This is a genomic window from Leptospira perdikensis, assembly GCF_004769575.1.
GTDB classification, from domain to species: domain Bacteria; phylum Spirochaetota; class Leptospiria; order Leptospirales; family Leptospiraceae; genus Leptospira_A; species Leptospira_A perdikensis.
In genome coordinates this window covers 21,958-38,779 of record NZ_RQGA01000009.1, presented here as the reverse complement: position 1 = coordinate 38,779, position 16,822 = coordinate 21,958, and the positions used below count along the sequence as shown (strand labels likewise).

10 protein-coding genes are annotated in these 16,822 nt (G+C 37.2%); 3 read left to right on the top strand and 7 right to left on the bottom strand.

Annotated features, from left to right (window positions below):
• Window positions 1-58: 58 nt before the first annotated feature.
• A complete protein-coding gene (gene xerA, locus EHQ49_RS08555; protein WP_135578425.1) occupies window positions 59-994 on the bottom strand; it encodes a site-specific tyrosine recombinase/integron integrase in 936 nt (311 codons plus the stop codon).
• Window positions 995-1,297: 303 nt separating this feature from the next.
• On the opposite strand from xerA, the gene recA reads away from it, so the two are divergent.
• A complete protein-coding gene (recA, locus tag EHQ49_RS08550) occupies window positions 1,298-2,461 on the top strand; it encodes a recombinase RecA (protein ID WP_135578422.1) in 1,164 nt (387 codons plus the stop codon).
• 178 nt (window positions 2,462-2,639) lie between these two features.
• The gene (locus EHQ49_RS08545; RefSeq protein ID WP_135578420.1) at window positions 2,640-3,683 is read left to right on the top strand and encodes a hypothetical protein; all 1,044 of its coding nucleotides are present in this window, start codon (window positions 2,640-2,642) and stop codon (window positions 3,681-3,683) included.
• A gap of 20 nt (window positions 3,684-3,703) precedes the next feature.
• Here EHQ49_RS08545 and EHQ49_RS08540 read toward each other — a convergent pair whose 3' ends face one another.
• Entirely contained in the window at window positions 3,704-4,531 is an 828-nt protein-coding gene (locus tag EHQ49_RS08540) for an aldo/keto reductase (protein ID WP_135578418.1), read from the bottom strand.
• 75 nt (window positions 4,532-4,606) lie between these two features.
• On the bottom strand, window positions 4,607-6,994 hold the full coding sequence (locus EHQ49_RS08535) for an ATP-dependent Clp protease ATP-binding subunit (RefSeq protein ID WP_135578416.1): 2,388 nt from the start codon (window positions 6,992-6,994) through the stop codon (window positions 4,607-4,609).
• A 116-nt stretch (window positions 6,995-7,110) separates the two neighbouring features.
• Here EHQ49_RS08535 and EHQ49_RS08530 point away from each other — a divergent pair, with 116 nt between their 5' ends.
• The gene (locus EHQ49_RS08530) at window positions 7,111-9,228 is read left to right on the top strand and encodes a SpoIIE family protein phosphatase (RefSeq protein WP_244241412.1); all 2,118 of its coding nucleotides are present in this window, start codon (window positions 7,111-7,113) and stop codon (window positions 9,226-9,228) included.
• Here the strand turns inward: EHQ49_RS08530 and EHQ49_RS08525 are convergent.
• The 4 genes from EHQ49_RS08525 to EHQ49_RS08510 all read right to left on the bottom strand — a co-directional run bounded on the left by EHQ49_RS08525 (window position 9,225) and on the right by EHQ49_RS08510 (window position 16,790).
• Complete coding sequence (locus tag EHQ49_RS08525; protein WP_244241411.1) at window positions 9,225-11,279, bottom strand: hybrid sensor histidine kinase/response regulator; 2,055 nt, start codon at window positions 11,277-11,279, stop codon at window positions 9,225-9,227. The genes EHQ49_RS08530 and EHQ49_RS08525 overlap by 4 nt on opposite strands.
• A 161-nt stretch (window positions 11,280-11,440) precedes the next feature.
• Window positions 11,441-13,366: a hybrid sensor histidine kinase/response regulator gene (locus EHQ49_RS08520; protein ID WP_135578412.1), complete on the bottom strand. Its 1,926-nt coding sequence runs from the start codon at window positions 13,364-13,366 to the stop codon at window positions 11,441-11,443.
• 9 nt (window positions 13,367-13,375) lie between these two features.
• Window positions 13,376-14,242: a patatin-like phospholipase family protein gene (locus tag EHQ49_RS08515; protein WP_135578409.1), complete on the bottom strand. Its 867-nt coding sequence runs from the start codon at window positions 14,240-14,242 to the stop codon at window positions 13,376-13,378.
• A 37-nt stretch (window positions 14,243-14,279) separates the two neighbouring features.
• On the bottom strand, window positions 14,280-16,790 hold the full coding sequence (locus EHQ49_RS08510; protein WP_135578407.1) for a cation-translocating P-type ATPase: 2,511 nt from the start codon (window positions 16,788-16,790) through the stop codon (window positions 14,280-14,282).
• Window positions 16,791-16,822 lie beyond the last annotated feature (32 nt).

Below are 16,822 nucleotides of genomic sequence, written 5' to 3'. Positions count from 1 at the left end.
TAGTTCCCCTCCCTCAATTCAGGGCGGGGTGATTCTATTCACGCGCGAAAAACCAATCCTATTTCTTCGCATGAGGATGTGCATTCCGATACACTTCCTTTAAACGATCTCTCGATACACTTAAATATACTTGTGTGGAGGATAAAGAAGAATGGCCAAGTAACTCTTGTACGGCGCGAATGTCGGCACCGGCATTCAATAAATCAGTAGCGAAAGTATGACGGAACTTATGAGGAGTGATCGCTTTTTCCATTCCCATCACCGCTCTACGTTCAGAAAGAATATAACGAATCCCACGTGTTGTTAATTTACCACCACGTTGGTTTAAAAAGATTTCCTCAGGCCCTGTTGTGCCTCTCTCTTCTAAATACTCTCTCAGTGCACTTTGTGCCTCTTCACCAATAAACACAAAACGTTCTTTCCGGCGTTTTCCCATTACTTTGAGTGATGTTAATTCGTGATTGAGATCGCTTAACTTGGCATTCACTAACTCAAAAACCCGAAGGCCAGTACTATATAATACTTCGACAATGGCTTTGTCTCTTTTTCCTAAAACTTCCGCTTTTTCCCCATCTTCGTAGTCGAGAATGTCTTCTGTTTCTATTTGTGAAAAATTTTTAGGTAACTTCTTTTTGGTTTTTGGGAAACTCACCTGTAAGATAGGGTTTGCTCCGATTTTTTCTTCTCGAAATAAAAATTTATAAAAGGTTCTTAGAGAAGATAGTTTACGACTCTGTGTTCGTTTGTCTTGTTTTTTGGAAGCTTTTAAGTCAGCAAAATAAGCACGCACATCCAATACATCAACGGTTAAAATATCAATTTCCTCTTTCAGGCAAAACTCAAAGAAAAATTTCAAATCACGTAAATAAGCAAAAAGTGTATGTTCCGAATAGTTTTTTTCAATTTTTAGATACGTTCGATAACTACGAAAAAGTTCAGCCATGGCTTGTGGAAAATGGTCGGGAATTTGGACTTCAAGAGCTGGCAGTGTCATACAGAGAAACTATCGGCAAAGTTTTCTTTCTCCTACGGCAAAAAAATACTATACAAGTACTTACATTTTGTTTAGTGTTGAAAACGGAAAAAAAAGACATAATCCAGAAAAAATTCCCTCCTCCTTCTCATTTGTCCCAGGTCTCATGCATACTGGAACCAATCCGGAAGAGAAAAAGAGTGGAATTCGGGAGGGATGGGTTCATCCTTGAAAGAGTCGGTTCAGAAGATTTTTTTTGAAACCAGCTGACCTAGTCCCCTACCCAGTCTTTCGGAACACCGATTTTAGGAGAACGTTTGATTCATGAAAAAAGAGAAAGCTGACAAGGCTCAAGAAAAAGAAACCGACCAAAGAAAGCAGGCCATTGACGCGGCGCTCGGCCAAATCGAAAAACAATTCGGTAAAGGTTCCATTATGCGCCTTGGGGCAGATACACGTATGGCAGAAATGAGCGTTGTATCCACTGGATCTTTGGATCTAGACATTGCTTTGGGAATAGGCGGATTTCCGTCCGGTAGAATCCTAGAAATTTATGGACCAGAGTCTTCGGGTAAAACAACACTCACCCTTTCTGCCATTGCAGAAACGCAAAAAAAAGGGGGAATTGCCGCTTTTATCGATGCAGAGCATGCTCTCGATCCAGCTTATGCTAAAAAATTAGGGGTCAATGTAGACGACCTACTCGTAGCCCAACCCGACAATGGGGAAGAAGCTCTAGAAATTTGTGAATCCTTGGTTCGCTCCAACGCGATTGATCTTATCGTAATCGACTCGGTTGCAGCCCTAGTTCCAAAAGCCGAAATCGAAGGAGACATGGGAGACTCACATATGGGTTTGCAAGCCCGACTCATGTCCCAAGCCCTTCGTAAACTCACGGGAACCATTTCCAAATCCAATACCACTGTTATTTTTATCAACCAGATCCGTATGAAGATCGGTGTGATGTTTGGAAGTCCAGAAACCACCACTGGTGGGAATGCTTTAAAATTCTATGCATCCATCCGATTGGACATTCGTCGTATCGAAACTCTGAAAGAAAAAGAAGAACCTATCGGGAACCGGGTGCGAGTGAAAGTGGTGAAAAACAAATGCGCTCCACCTTTCCGCCAAGCAGAGTTTGACATCATGTATGCGACAGGAATCAACAAAGAAAGTTCTCTGATCGATCTTGCCGTTCGCCATGACCTTGTTGGAAAAGCGGGATCTTGGTATTCCTATGGTGGAGAAAAAATCGGACAAGGAAAGGAACAAGTTAGAAATTTCTTTCTCGAAAACCCAGATATCGCATTTAAAATTGAGAACCAAGTTCGGGATCTCAATGGACTTCCTCTTGTGGACCAGGCAAAGATCCAAACAAGGGAAGTAAAATCCATTGAAAGGGACCCAAAAGAAACTAAAGAAACAAAATCAAAACAACCAGTTAGTTTCTCAACCGAAGCAGACGGAGATGTTGCAGTCGGAGAATAAACAAATACGGCTTTCTTTTTAGGAACCATTGACCGGTTCGGGGTTTCCCGGGCCGGTTTTTTTTTGCCAAAATCAAAGAAGATCGAATTTACCGTTCATAAAAATCCAAAACTACCAGTGAAAAGGGATGTCTGGAAACAGTCTTCTTACAGATTGTCCCTGATACATTCCGAAACTTATGACAAAAAAAACGATCCTCTTCTTATTGATTTTTTCTCTCCAATGCCAAATCCAAGAGAAGAAAACAGAAACCGCCTTTCAAGAAACGCAAGTTTATGATGAATGGGCTGGCCTTTCCAATCAAGATCCACTCCATAAAAATGAGATGGATCTCAGTTGGAATAAACTAACAAACACTAAAGATACGATTACCCAATATCTTAAAGGAAAAGATTACAACCCTAATGTAAAAACTGTCATTTATCCTTTTAGTGGAATCGACGTTCTGAACTTGTTTTCGTTTTACCCTCAGTCAGAACGTTATATATTATTCGGATTGGAAGATCCAGGTTATCCCAACCAATATTCTTCTCTAACTGATAAAGAGAAACTAATTGTAAAACAAGGCATTCGAAATCTGTCAGACCACTTGGCTGGCAGAAATTATTTCACTTACCGGAAAATGAAGGAAGAGACCAAAAAAAAAGAATTAAATGGAGCCTATCCAGTATTTGTTGCCTTCTTACGTAGAATGGGAAAAGAAATCCTAGATTCAAAAGAAGAAGAGATTATCGGTAAAGGAATTACCTATAAAGGATTCACAATTTTCCTTTATGATACAAAACTAAAGAAAAAAGAAACACTTACATACTTTAAAATATTCTTAATAGGTAATGAAGGTGTGCCAGGCGACGGATTGTATGAATACTTTTCAGAACTAACAAATGTAGGAATCTTTACAAAATCAGCAGAATATTTGTTTCATGGTGAAAAAAGAAGGTTAGTTAGGGACCTGTTCCTAAAGAATGCAGAGTTTGTAGTCCAAGATGAATCGGGGTTTCCTATTCGTTTTTTTCCAGAAGAAACCTGGAAACGCCAAGTTTTTGGTAGGTATGAAAGATCATGGAATCTATCGGGAGCGGTTCTTCCTGAAGTCCAACCAGAACTTAAGAACTTAAGTGTTTTGACAAATGACGAGACTCTCCCCTTCCCATTCGGTTATGGATATTTAGGCACCAAGGACAACAGACAATCTGCCGTCCTTGTTTTTGATAAAAAATAAGCTAAAGATTGGGATATCCATCACTCTACAGTAGTGGGATCCCAACAAGTTCGAAAATCTTCATTCCAACTGGAAATTTCCTTCATATCCGCATCCGATAAAACAAAATCGAAGACATCAGCATTCTCTTTAATGCGATCAGGGTTTTTTGATTTTGGAATGACCACATGACCTGCTTGTAAAGACCACCGAATCAATATTTGTGCATTCGACTTGTGATAACGATTTGCCAATTGAGTGATTTTTGGATCTTCTAATTTTTGCCCATGTGCTAATGGGCTATACGCTTCTAGCAGGATTCCATTTCGAATACAGTATTCTTTTAATTTGGGGTCCTGTAAAAAGGGATGGTATTCCACTTGGTTCATTGCAGGAACCGTCCCAGTTTCTTTTAAGAGTTCTTCCAAATGTGAAACCATAAAATTACTGACTCCGATGGATTTTGTTTTTCCCTCAGCTTTTATTTTTTCCAAGGCCCTCCAAGACTCATTTCGTTTTCCGGAAACAGGAAAATGAATTAAATACATATCCACATAATCGGTTCCTAATTTTTTCAGCGAAACATCTATCGCCTGCAAGGCGGTATCATATCCTTGGTCAGCGTTCCAAAGTTTTGTGACAAGGAAGATATCACTTCGACTCACACCACTTTCCTTAATCGCTGCCCCCACATCCGATTCATTTCCATAAATGGCTGCAGTATCAATATGCCGATAGCCAAAGGATAATGCCGATTTTACAGCTTCAAAACACTCTTTGGGTCGAGACTTCCAAACTCCAAGTCCTAACTGAGGAACTGAAATGGACTGGTTTGACTGTAAGGTGGATGTGATGTTTAAGTTTGACATAAAGTAATCTTTAGACTAAAAAGTCCCAACCATGGTAAAACCATAGCTGGGTTCACTTCAATATTTTTCCAGAAATTAGGATTTGGATCCGGCAAATTCAGGAATGGAAACAAACTGTAATTGTTCTCCGTTCCAATCGGCCCTGTATTTACCCTCCCCCATGGAACCGGAGAGGATCTCTTTGGCCAACGGTCGATTCACAACACGATTAAAAACACTAGCGAGTGGCCTTGCTCCAAATTTTGGATCAAACCCTTGTTCTCGCAGAATATGTTCCGTACTCTCTGAAAGTTCGATTACAATCCCTTTTACCTTCAACCTTTCATTCAACTGGCGGAGTTGTTTTTCGATTAGTTTCTCCATAATCGAAGAATCTAATGAATGATAGGTCAAAATTGCATCTAACCTTCCTAATACTTCTGGTTTGAAGTCTGCTTCTATATTTTTAGAATTAGTTGTCAAAATCAGAATGGTATTCTTGAAGTTAATTGTCCGACCCTTATTGTCTGTCAATCGACCTTCATCTAAAATTTGAAGTAATATATCAGAAAAGTCAGGATGTGCTTTTTCTACTTCATCAAAGAGAACTACGGAATACGGTTTTCTCCGAATAGCTTCTGTTAGGATTCCGCCCTCGTCATAACCTACATACCCGGCCGGTGCACCGATCAGTTTTGCGACAGAATGTTTTTCGGAATATTCACTTAAGTCCAACCGAACCAAATTAGTTTCTTGATCAAACAAAAATTTTGCAATGGCTTTAGCCGTTTCTGTTTTTCCCACACCCGTTGGGCCTTTTAATAAAAAGGAACCGAGCGGTCGTGATTCAGAAGAAATTCCTGCATAGGATGTAAGTAAGGTATCTGCAATTTCGCGAATGGACTCCGTTTGTCCATACACTGCGGTATTGAGATCCTCTTCCAAATGCAGTAGGTGGTCTTGTTTTGTTTTTAAAATCTTTTCAGTTGGAATCCCCGTTTGCCTCGAAATAACAGCCGCTATATGATTTCTTTCCAAAATCCAACTGTTCTGAAAATTATTTAACTCTTTTTCTAACTCCGGAAGGACCGCATATTTTAATCGAGAAGCCTCTGTATAGTCGGCTCTTTGTTGGGCTGCATCCAAATCAAATTTTACCCGATCAATTTTATTTTTGATAGAAGCAATTTGTTTCAAAGAATTGACTTCCTTTTCCCAAATTACTTTTCCTTCTTGGAATTTCTTTTCTAAACCATCGATTTCCTTTAAGATCTCTTCATTTTTCTTTTCTACTTGGGCAAAGATTTTTTTGGAGCGAATTTCGCTTTCTAATTCCACAAGCTCAGTAGGCATAGCTTCCGCAGATAGTTTTAATGCAGAGGCGGCCTCATCTACCAAGTCAATGGCTTTGTCTGGTAAAAATTTATCGGTAATGTATTGGTCTGATAAAAGTACCGAGGCGTAAATAGCTTCATCAGAAATTTTGATTCCATGGTGAATTTCATGTTTATCGCGAATTCCCATAAGGATTTCGATTGCATCTTCCTTACTGGGTTCATTTACAGGAACCGCACGAAACCTTCTTTCCAAAGCTTGATCGCCCAAAATGTATTTTTGAAATTCGTCTTGGGTTGTGGCTCCAATACAGTGTAGTTCCCCTCTTGCCAGAGCTGGTTTTAAAAGATTGGCCGCATCCATAGCTCCATCCGTTTTACCAGCACCTACTAATTGATGAATCTCATCGATAAAGAGAACTGCTTCTCCTGATTGACCTTTGATATAACGAAGCATCGCAGTTAATTTTTCTTCAAACTCACCACGGTATTTTGTTCCCGCCATTAGTTGACCCATATCTAAAGAAAAAATTGTTTTTCCTTTTAATACATCGGGAACCCGGCCTTTAACAATTTGTTCGGCAAGGCCTTCAACGATAGCCGTTTTTCCAACGCCGGCACTACCAACTAACACAGGATTGTTTTTCGATCTTCGTCCCAAAATTTCCATCACAGAACGAATTTCCTTACTCCTACCTATGACAGGATCGAGTTTTCCTTCTCGAGCCAAATCATTCAGATTCACAAGAAAATTAGGAACTTCTTCATCCGTTTCCTTTACTTGCAGATCTTCATAATTGATTTTTAATTCAGGAAGCACCTGAGGTAAAAACTTTAGGAAATCGGCCTCTTTCAACTCATCCCTGCCATTTTCAGCAGCTCGAGAAGAGGCCATAGTAAACCACTGAGCCAATTTTGGAGAAGTGCGTAAGGACTCGAAAGGGATCTCTCCCGAGGCTTTGGCTTGTTTCTTTAAAAAATCATCCACTGTAGATTTATATTTAATTAATGTTTTTCCGGAAACTGAAGTTGGTAGGGTCATAAAACCCCAGACCAAGTGATAGGGAGTGATTTCCGTATTTTGTCTCCTGATCGCTTCGGTTTGCGCAATGTCCAAGGCTCCCTGGACGTTAGAATCATACTGTTTCATCGTGTTTCCCCTGCTTTAGCACTCTTACCATTAGACTGCTAATTCTGCGCTCTTCTTACAAGTTTTTTATTGGAAATTCACTTTCTCTTTCCCATCTCCGTCCTATTATAGTGAAGATGTTTCGAAACTGGCTTTCCTTTTTCTCATTCTCACCCGTTTTTCCGCAAAGAAATCCGAGCCAAACGGCCAAGAACCCAAAGGAAGAAAGTCTCGGAAAAAATGGCTCGAATTTGGGTGGATGGTTTCAAAAGGAATTCATTTTAAGAAAAGAAAGTGCTGTTAGGAAAAAAGAAAAACCTTTCACAAAGAAATTGTTATACCGACTCCTAACTATAGTTAGCATTATTTTTATCAACCAGTCAGTTTGGTCCTTTCCCCTCTCCATAGAAGAATCTAAAAACTACCGTGACATCGGTAAGTATTTTGAATATGTAATTGTACCAGAAAAAGATTCTAGTTTGGATCGAATTTTAAGAGAAGACACAATTTGGCGACCAAATCCAAACGCTACAATATCATTCCCACGTGCAAAAGATCCGTTGTGGTTAAAAATCACACTCATACATTATGGTAACTTACCTCATACATTTTTTTTACACTTCTCTAGCCCTGTCGTAGATGTCTTTGAACTCCATACACAAGTCAAAGGAAATTGGATAACTCAATGGTCGGGAGAACAGGTTCTACAAAGAAACAAACCTATCTATTCACATATCCCAGCTTTTCCGATCACATTATCACCAGATGAAACAAGAACCATCTATGTAAAAATACATTCAGCAAATCCAATCTTTAATTTTGTATCTGTTTACAACTCTAGAAGTTTTATCGCGTTTTCAAAGAAACAAGATATCTTCTTTGCCGCATACTTCGGTGCCGGATTCATGATGTTTCTTTTTAGTTTGTTTTTAGCACATACACTTAGATATCGAAAATTCTTTTTCTACTTCTTTTATTTAGCTACAGTATTACTTATCAATTCATTTTCAACAGGGTTTATGCAATACATTGAGATAGGAAATTCTCATACTTGGAAAAACTACCTTTTCCCTGTTACCATATATTTAACTTCCGTGTTTGGATTATTATTTACAACTGAGTTTTTAGAAACGGAAAAACAATTCCCAAAAACGACAAAACTAACAAAAGGTTTTATCGTTTTATTCATATCTCTAATCTTTTCAATTTTCTTCTTAGAACTTAGAAATTTTATTCAACTAGGTGTCATACTTGTCATCATTCCTATTTTATTAGCTTTATCGATTTCTCTTATGGCAGTATTTAAAAATAAGAAAAAACTAGAAGTCATACTTTTTTTATTTGCATTTGGATCCATCCTTATCGGAGGAGCTTTAAATACTTTAACAGTACAAGGTTGGATTCGACCAGTTCATTTATCTTCTTACTCACTACCACTTGGCTCTGCTATTGAAGTTTTTTTTCTATCGATGGCTTTAGTTTTAAAAGCATCCGACTATAGAAAAGCGACTGAGGACAAACAGGAATTAGACTTACAGTTAAAAATTGCACAAAAACTTCAAAATGGACTTTTACCAAAAAAACTAAGTAATGCGAACGGTCATGCGTTGGGTTTTAGATACTCACCAGCATCTGACATTGGAGGAGATTTTGTTCAAATCATTACTAAAAAAAATGAAATCGGTTTGTTTTTATGCGATGTATCTGGTCATGGAATTCCAGCAGCAATGATTGCCTCCATGACCAAAGTATCCCTACAAATTTGGGATGATTCTTTAAATAGGCCTGCCTACGCTGCAGAAAGAATTCGACTGTCTCTACTAAGCTCTCTTTCTGGACATTTTCTAAGTGCCTTTTTTGTTTACTTAGATCAAAAAAACAAAATAATGAAAATTGCAAATGCCGGACATCATCCGATGATCTATTTAGATCGAAACGGAAACTTGGAACATATTACAAGTAATGGTAGAGCAGTTAATGAATATATAGATTCAGCCTTAGTGGAAAAAACTCTACCTTTACCAGAAACTGGAACTTTAATTTTATTCACGGATGGTGTCATTGAAGCAAGAAATGCTACTGATGGAGAACTTTTCGGAGAAGATCGATTTTATGCTTTGTTACAAACATTAAAAGATTCAGGTCCACAATACATTTGTGACCAAGTAATCACGGAAGTAGAAAAATTTCAAAAATCAAAACGGTCTGACGATGACATTACTATACTTGCCATTTCCTTAGAAAGAAATACTTAAGATCGAATCCAGTGACTTAACTTTTGATACAAATCATTTGGGTAAAAGGGTTTAGATATAAAATCATTCATTCCCACAGAACGAATCTTTTCTTGAGTTTCCAATTGTGCAGATGCGGTTAATGCAATGATAGGAATCCAACTCCAATTTGCATTTTCTCGAATTTGTTTCGTTGCAACGTAACCATCCACATTAGGCATATGTAAGTCCATCAGTATTAAATCTATATTGTCGTTCGCCAACTTCTCCAATACTTCTTCGCCGTCAGATGCCTCGACGGATTCAATCCCCCATCTTTTCAAAAAACGAATTACAATCGAACGATTGATTTCAATGTCATCGGCAACTAAAACTCGTTTTCCAGTTAAATCTTTGGCTTCTTTCAAATTAAGCGCATGATCTTGTGAATTGGGTTTACCGATTTTACAAGTAAATGTAAATGAAAATTTGGACCCTTTTCCAAGTTCTGATTTTAATTCTAGATCACCTTTCATTAAGTCAGCTAGCCCTTTCGAAATAGCAAGCCCGAGGCCGGAACCACCATACTTTCTAGTAGTATCCTGACTAGCTTGAGTGAATTTTTCAAACACATATTGGTGTTTATCAAAAGCAATCCCGATACCAGTGTCTTCAACTTCTAATCGAATCACTACTTGATTTTCTTCTTTTGAAACTAAAAACACACGAAGGGTAATCATTCCTTCTTTTGTAAACTTTATGGCATTTGACAATAGATTATTAACTACCTGTAACATCCGAGTAGGATCAAAACGAATGTGTTCCGGCAAGTTGGGATCAATCTCTTCATGAAATGATAACAATTGTTCCTTGGCTTTGATACTAAAAGATGTAGAAACCGAACTGATAAATTCTTTTAAGCTAAAATCGATTTCCTCAATGATAATCATCCGTTCTTCAATTTTATTAAAATCCAAAATATCATTAATAAGTGTTAAAAGAGTTTCACTAGAAAATCTCAGGTTTTTTAAATATTCGATTTGTTCTGGTTTTGGATTATCTTCCATAAGCCAAATTGAAAGTCCGATGACGGCATTTAAGGGAGTTCTAAGTTCATGACTCATACTAGAAAGAAATTCAGATTTTGCTCGGTTTGCATCTTCTGCACGAACTCGAGACTCAATTAACTCCCTTTCATACAAAACCATTTGAGATATATCGATTAACACAGAACGTGATCGAATCATTTCATTATTTTTAGAATATATGGCAGTAGCCCAAAGGTTTAAAAATAAAGAACTTCCATCTTTACGTAAAGCTTCAAATCTTAAATTATCGATGTGACCTGTCTTTTTAAAAATTGGAAAATATTTTTGGAAAATTTCTTTACTTTCTTCTGTTAATAAATCCATCAATTTCACTTTTCCAATCAATTCTTCTTCAGAATAACCTAACCATCTGCATTCCGTTTGATTGATTTTTACAAAATAACCATTTGCATCTAAACTATGGAAACCTACCGGGGAGTTTTGGTATAAATCATCAATCTCAAATAATCGATCTTCGATTAATTCTTTTTCGATTAATAATTGTGTACTTTTTCTAAAAACAAAAATCATCCATAAGATTAATATGGACAGAAGAAAAAAGAAACCACCTGAGACGGCAACCAAACGAATTGTAAATTTAAGATTTTTTTCTTTTTCAATCTCCTCTCTTATAATTTTTTGATCCAATACAACTTTGACTGCATCTCGAAATACATCCATCCGTCTTTTGCTTTCTATAAAAACTGCTTTGTTTAGTTTTCTTTTGGAGGCAAGTGTTATAAGGCCATTGATAAATTCTAATTTAGAATGATTGGCAATAATGATTGATTCTAAACCATCAAGATATAGTGGTTCACATTCTGCCCGAAGACGATCTTCTATCGCAGTCATCTGAGATAAGGAATTTTGGTAAGGTTCTAAAAACTCTGGTTCGCCAGCTAGGAGGTATCCGCGTACTCCTGTTTCTGCATCTTTCAAATAGGATGCATATTGATTCAAAAGTGCATTCCAGCGACTTTTCTTTTCAAATGTATTTCGATCCATGCGACTATCATACACTTGGTAAAAGAAAAAAAATGAAGAAAAGAAAAGTAATGTAAGTAGTCCCCATAGAAATCCTATATATAGAGATTCAAAGTGCTTTCTAAAGAAAAAACTCATGGAACCATAATTAAATAAAACATTTTAATGGCTTTGTCAATTGATTAAACCATAGTTCTCCATGCAGGAAAATACAAATCAAATTCAGTTCCTTCACCCAAACGAGAATTAGCAATGATCGTACCACCCATTTTCACCATAATTCCATAAATGATTGGCAATCCAAGTCCCGTACCTTTTCCACCTTTTGTAGTAAAAAATGGATCAAAGATCTTTTCAATAATTTCTGATGGAATCCCAGACCCGTTATCTGCAAATCCCAACTTCCAATACTCCATATTCTTCATAAATCCAACATGTAGTAGTTCTGATTTTTCATATGATACTTTAGAAAGGGAAATCGTAATCTTAGGATTTGGATTTTCTTGTAACGCAAAAACAGCATTTTCGTAAAGATTGGATAGGATCTGAAAAATTTGAATAGGATCTGCATTTACGTAAGCCGGTTCATTTCCTAAATCAGTAAACAAAGTAATTTGATTAGACGAAACAGCTCTTACTTCCTGCAAAACTTGTAATAGTTGTTCCCGAAGGTCCAATTGTTTTGAAATAGAATTATCAATTTTAGAATAAGTGAGTATTTGTTGGATTAGATTTCTCGCACGATCTAATGACTTAGAAATTCCTTCGATTGCAGTAAGAGACTTTTTAAATGATTCATCCGTTTCATTTTTTGACCATTCAGAATTCAAATAAGAAACATAAGCTAACATTGGTGTCAGAAGGTTATTAAAATCATGTGCAATTCCACCAGCGAATGTGCCAAGTGCTTCCAACTTTTGTGACTGTGCATAAGCTCTTTCTAATACAATTTTTTCCGTAATATCTTTTGCTTCGAGCACAATGTATATGATTTTTCCGGAAGGGTCTGTCAGCGGATAAAAGTCACAATCAAAGTATTTTTCTCTTCCGTCGGATAAACTATAACTCACGAATACTTCAAAACTTTGGTTCTTTAACGCAAGTTTCATTCCATAAGTCAGTTTTTTAACAGATTCCTGATCAGAATTAGAAAAAACAGATCGTATTAATTCCAAACCTTGAATGTCCGTTTCATCACGTTCAAACGACAACACTGCGTTGCGATTCATTCGAATCACATGACCCTGCAAATCTAAAAGAAAAATTGCTTGCGAAGAATTATTAAAAATGCCCTTAAACAACTGTTCGTTGACCTGAATAGAATGTTCCAATTCCGAAACATCAGATATATCATGAATAGTTCCAAAGATACGGAACCTTGAACCTTCAAATCGTTCCGCCTCCATCCATAAATTAACTTTTTTTCTACCTGATTTGGTATTCAAAGTCACAATCATTTCCTTCGAATGATTGTCTTTTAACAACTCTTCCCAAACTACTTTTAGATGATCCTGTTCTGGTTCATCTAAAAGAGCCCATACTTTTTCCATTAGTGGAATTTCGCCAAAGTCAAAACCTAAAATCCGGTATAATTCCAAAGACCATAGAGTATTTTTTTCAGGGAAAATAACTTCAAAGTGTCCAAGATGTGAAATTTTCTGTGAACGTGTTAAAAGTTCTTCCCCATGAACTAACATATCCCAAGCTTTTTTTTGCGATACTTTCAGTCGGTAAGCTTCTAACTCACGATTCACAACAAATGGAAGTTTGATGATAGAAGATTTAGGTAAAAACTCGGAAGCACCTAAATTTAGAAATTCAGAAGCAGCTTCTTCTGGCAAAAATTCTGTTACGAGAATTACCGGTAAATCAGGATTGATTTCTTTAACCCTGGAAATAACATAACGACCATCAAAATCAGGAAGATAAAAGTCAGAAATAACGATGTCCCAAGTTTCATCAGTGATACGTTGTTCAAACTCTGCTTTCCATTCAGCTCTTTCAGAAAAAATAGAAAACCCAAAATTTTGTAACACAGATACAATTGCTTTATAAGAAGCAAGAGAATCCTCTACAATCAATACATTAAGTTTTTTTTGGATATCCATAACAATTGGTTACTGATTAAAAAAACCAAATACAGGTAACTCTAAATCACCTAAAATTTCAGCTTTATGTCGATAAGCAGTTCCGCGTCCTTCCGCCAGTGCAAACTTTCCTTTTGAAAAATCATTTGGTGATAAATAAGGGGTGTTTGTTTCCAAACGAATGAGTTTTTTTCCTTTTTCCTTAGCAAGTAAGGATTTTAGATCTTCTGCTTCTGACTCAATGATTTGAACAGAAGCATCTAATGCCCTTTTCATCACATTTCGACTAACAGGCCTATGGTTATTTATTTGATGAATTACGATTCGATCTATACTTGGATCTAAAATAAGTTCTTTGATAGGTTCGCCGTCTCCGATTCCACCATCTAAAAATTCCTGACCCTGAAATTCTTGTACTTCATATAAAAAAGGAAAAGCGATGGATGCCATCACTGCATCGAGTACGTTACCTTCGGTAATCAGTTCTCTTTTGTTTTTAGAAAGATTAGAAACAGCGATTCCTAATTTGATGGGTAAATCAGAAAACTTTTGATTTCCTAAATAAGGATATAAAATTTTACGTGTGGCTTTCCCAGTCAAAACACCACTGTAACCGTTTAAACCTTTTCGCAACAACCGACCTAACATAGTGAGAGAATTTCCTTCCCAAAAATCTTTCTTTCTTAATCCCAGAATTAAAGATTCAAATTCCACCATCTCACGACCAGTTGCATACAAGGCGCCAATCATTGCACCAGAACTGGAGCCTGTAACAATCGCAGGTTTGAAACCAATTTCTTGTAACCCACGCACAAAACCCGTATGGGCAAAAAATCCAAAAAAGGCAGATTTTAAACAGAGCGCAGAATACTTTTTGGGAAAGAAGAGTTCGATCATATGTTTTTACTAAGTTTGGAATCAGACTCCTTACATGTCAGCTACGAAGTAATTTAGAAACCAAAACTTTTGTCATATCGTAAAACACTACTCCCACAAATGCAACCAGTATCGCTGCTGAAAATTGCAGAAAATTGAGTGGGACAAATCGGAACATTGTATTCATTCCTGGTAAATACATGGAAAAAACCAATACACTGATGGTTCCGGCAAAAACATAACGAATGACAGGATTAGAAATTCGCATCCGACTCCACATAGACTCATGTAAAGACCGGTTGGCAAGGATTAAGAATAAATTCGAAAATACTAATGTAACAAAGCTAGCCGTACTTACAACCTTGGGAGAAGAATCTCCTTTTAAATACAATTCCATAATCCAGTAGGAAGACACAACAGAGAGTAAAGAAAAAGCCCCCTGAATCAGTGAATTTACAAACAACTCTCGATCCAACAAAGGTTCTTTGGTTTCTCTTGGTTTCCTTTTCATCAAATCTGATTCTGCCGACTCTCTTTCAAATACGATCGTGCAGGTAGGATCAATGACCATCTCCATAAATACAATATGGATGGCAGAAAGCACAATGATGGGCCAATCAAAAATAATGGGCAAAAAAGTAATCCCAACAATAGGGATATGAACTCCGATGATATAACCAAGAGCTTTTTTCAAATTATCAAAAATTTGTCTGCCGATACGAACAGATTCCAATATGGAAGAAAATGAATCGTCTAACAAAACAATATCGGCCGCTTCTCGAGCTACATCTGTTCCCCTTTCACCCATCGCCACACCAATGTTTGCCGTTCGAAGTGCCGGTGCATCATTTACCCCATCTCCCGTCATAGCGACAATTTCGCCATCCGCTTTTAACATCCGAACAATCTTCCATTTATCATCTGGACTAACTCTTGAAAAAATATTACATGTTCGAATGGCGGATTGTATTTCTTCTTCACTAAGACTTGCCAGTTCTTTTCCCGTATATACCAAATGGGATTCCTTTAATCCGATTTGATCTGCTATATTTTTTGCTGTTTCGGGATAATCACCGGTAATCATAATCACTCGAATTCCTGAGTCGTAGGCGGTTTTGACAGCCAAAGGAACAATCTCTCGAATCGGGTCCAAAAAAGCTAAAATGCCATAAAATGTATAATTAACTTCCTTTCTTTCTTCAGGAATTTCTTTTAATAGTGTTTGAGACTTGGCGACTCCAAGAATTCGATATCCTTGTTTCGCTAATTCATTGGTTTTAGCAGTCCAAAAATCCAATTCAGAAGGTTTAAATTTACACAAATCAAAAACTGCTTCAGGTGATCCTTTTGCATAACTTACAAAATCATCCCCTTCTTTTAATATACGAACCATAGTTAAATGATCAGGTGTTAAAGGAAAATCACGAACAGAAAGAAGAGCCGAATCTTTTACCTGATCATATAAAACCAAACAATCCGATATGGCAATGTCCATGGGATCAAAACTCGGATGTTTGGAGGCACAATACGCAATCTGAAGTAAATTTTTTGTTCCTTCTGAAAGACTTAACGCAGGAGTTAAATGAGTCATTTCCGAATGAGTCACGACAATTCCGACTTTCATTTTATTTTGAGTGATGGTTCCTGTTTTATCAGAACATAAAACAGTGGCTGCTCCCAATGTTTCAATGATAGAAGAACGTCTGACCAAAACATTTTTAGTGCTCAAACGAAAAGCACCTAAGGCAAAAAATATGGTCAACACCAAGGGAAGTTCCTCTGGCATAAGTCCGATAGCAAGCGTAAGGCCTGAGAGTAAACCTTGTAACCATTGGTTTTTTGCGATTCCAAAATAAAGAGCAAGTATTACACATAAAGAAGCCGCGACAATAAACAAATTACGAACAAGCCTAGCAACTTCTACTTCTAATAAAGTTTTGCCCACAGCTTCATCAGCAATCTTTCGACCAATTTTTCCAATTTCTGTTTGATTGCCCACTGCTGTCACACGACAAACTCCTTCACCACTAACAACTAACGAACCACAGAATATCAAATCTAATTGGGACTTAGAAACCGGAACTGACTCTCCTGTCAAAAGAGATTCATCACAAGAAAACATTCGATCCGATATGAGTTCGCAATCAGCTGGGACACGATCTCCTTCATTTAAAATCAGTAAATCATCATATACCACATCTTTTCCTTCAAGACGAATGATCTGTTGATCACGAATCACATTCGTCCGTGGGCTTGCAAGAGAACGAAGGGCAGAGATTGCGGTTTCTGTTTTTTTCTCTTGGATGAAAGTAATTGTAATGATTCCAAGAACTGAAAATAACAATAGAAGGGCTTCTCCTTGATCTCCCAAAAGTAAATAGACTATGCTTATGGAAATGAGAAGCAAAATCATCGGTTCAGTTACCACACCGAACAACATTTGAAAGATCCCTTTCCTTTGAGAAGATGTGATTTCATTGGCCCCATACTTGGCCCGGTTTTTCCTAACTTGTTCTTGGGATAACCCCATTCGGATGTATTCTGAAATTTGTTTTGGGATCGACGTCATATTCTTATTTGATTTGGTCTTGTATTTTGAAA

Excerpts from the sequence above, each read along its gene's own strand:
- EHQ49_RS08515 (WP_135578409.1), bottom strand. The coding sequence starts at position 14,242 with ATGATCGAACTCTTCTTTCCCAAAAAGTATTCTGCGCTCTGTTTAAAA.
- EHQ49_RS08535 (WP_135578416.1), bottom strand. The coding sequence starts at position 6,994 with ATGAAACAGTATGATTCTAACGTCCAGGGAGCCTTGGACATTGCGCAA.
- EHQ49_RS08525 (WP_244241411.1), bottom strand. The coding sequence starts at position 11,279 with ATGGATCGAAATACATTTGAAAAGAAAAGTCGCTGGAATGCACTTTTG.
- EHQ49_RS08530 (WP_244241412.1), top strand. The coding sequence starts at position 7,111 with ATGTTTCGAAACTGGCTTTCCTTTTTCTCATTCTCACCCGTTTTTCCG.
- EHQ49_RS08540 (WP_135578418.1), bottom strand. The coding sequence starts at position 4,531 with ATGTCAAACTTAAACATCACATCCACCTTACAGTCAAACCAGTCCATT.
- EHQ49_RS08545 (WP_135578420.1), top strand. The coding sequence starts at position 2,640 with ATGACAAAAAAAACGATCCTCTTCTTATTGATTTTTTCTCTCCAATGC.
- recA (WP_135578422.1), top strand. The coding sequence starts at position 1,298 with ATGAAAAAAGAGAAAGCTGACAAGGCTCAAGAAAAAGAAACCGACCAA.
- EHQ49_RS08520 (WP_135578412.1), bottom strand. The coding sequence starts at position 13,366 with ATGGATATCCAAAAAAAACTTAATGTATTGATTGTAGAGGATTCTCTT.
- xerA (WP_135578425.1), bottom strand. The coding sequence starts at position 994 with ATGACACTGCCAGCTCTTGAAGTCCAAATTCCCGACCATTTTCCACAA.
- EHQ49_RS08510 (WP_135578407.1), bottom strand. The coding sequence starts at position 16,790 with ATGACGTCGATCCCAAAACAAATTTCAGAATACATCCGAATGGGGTTA.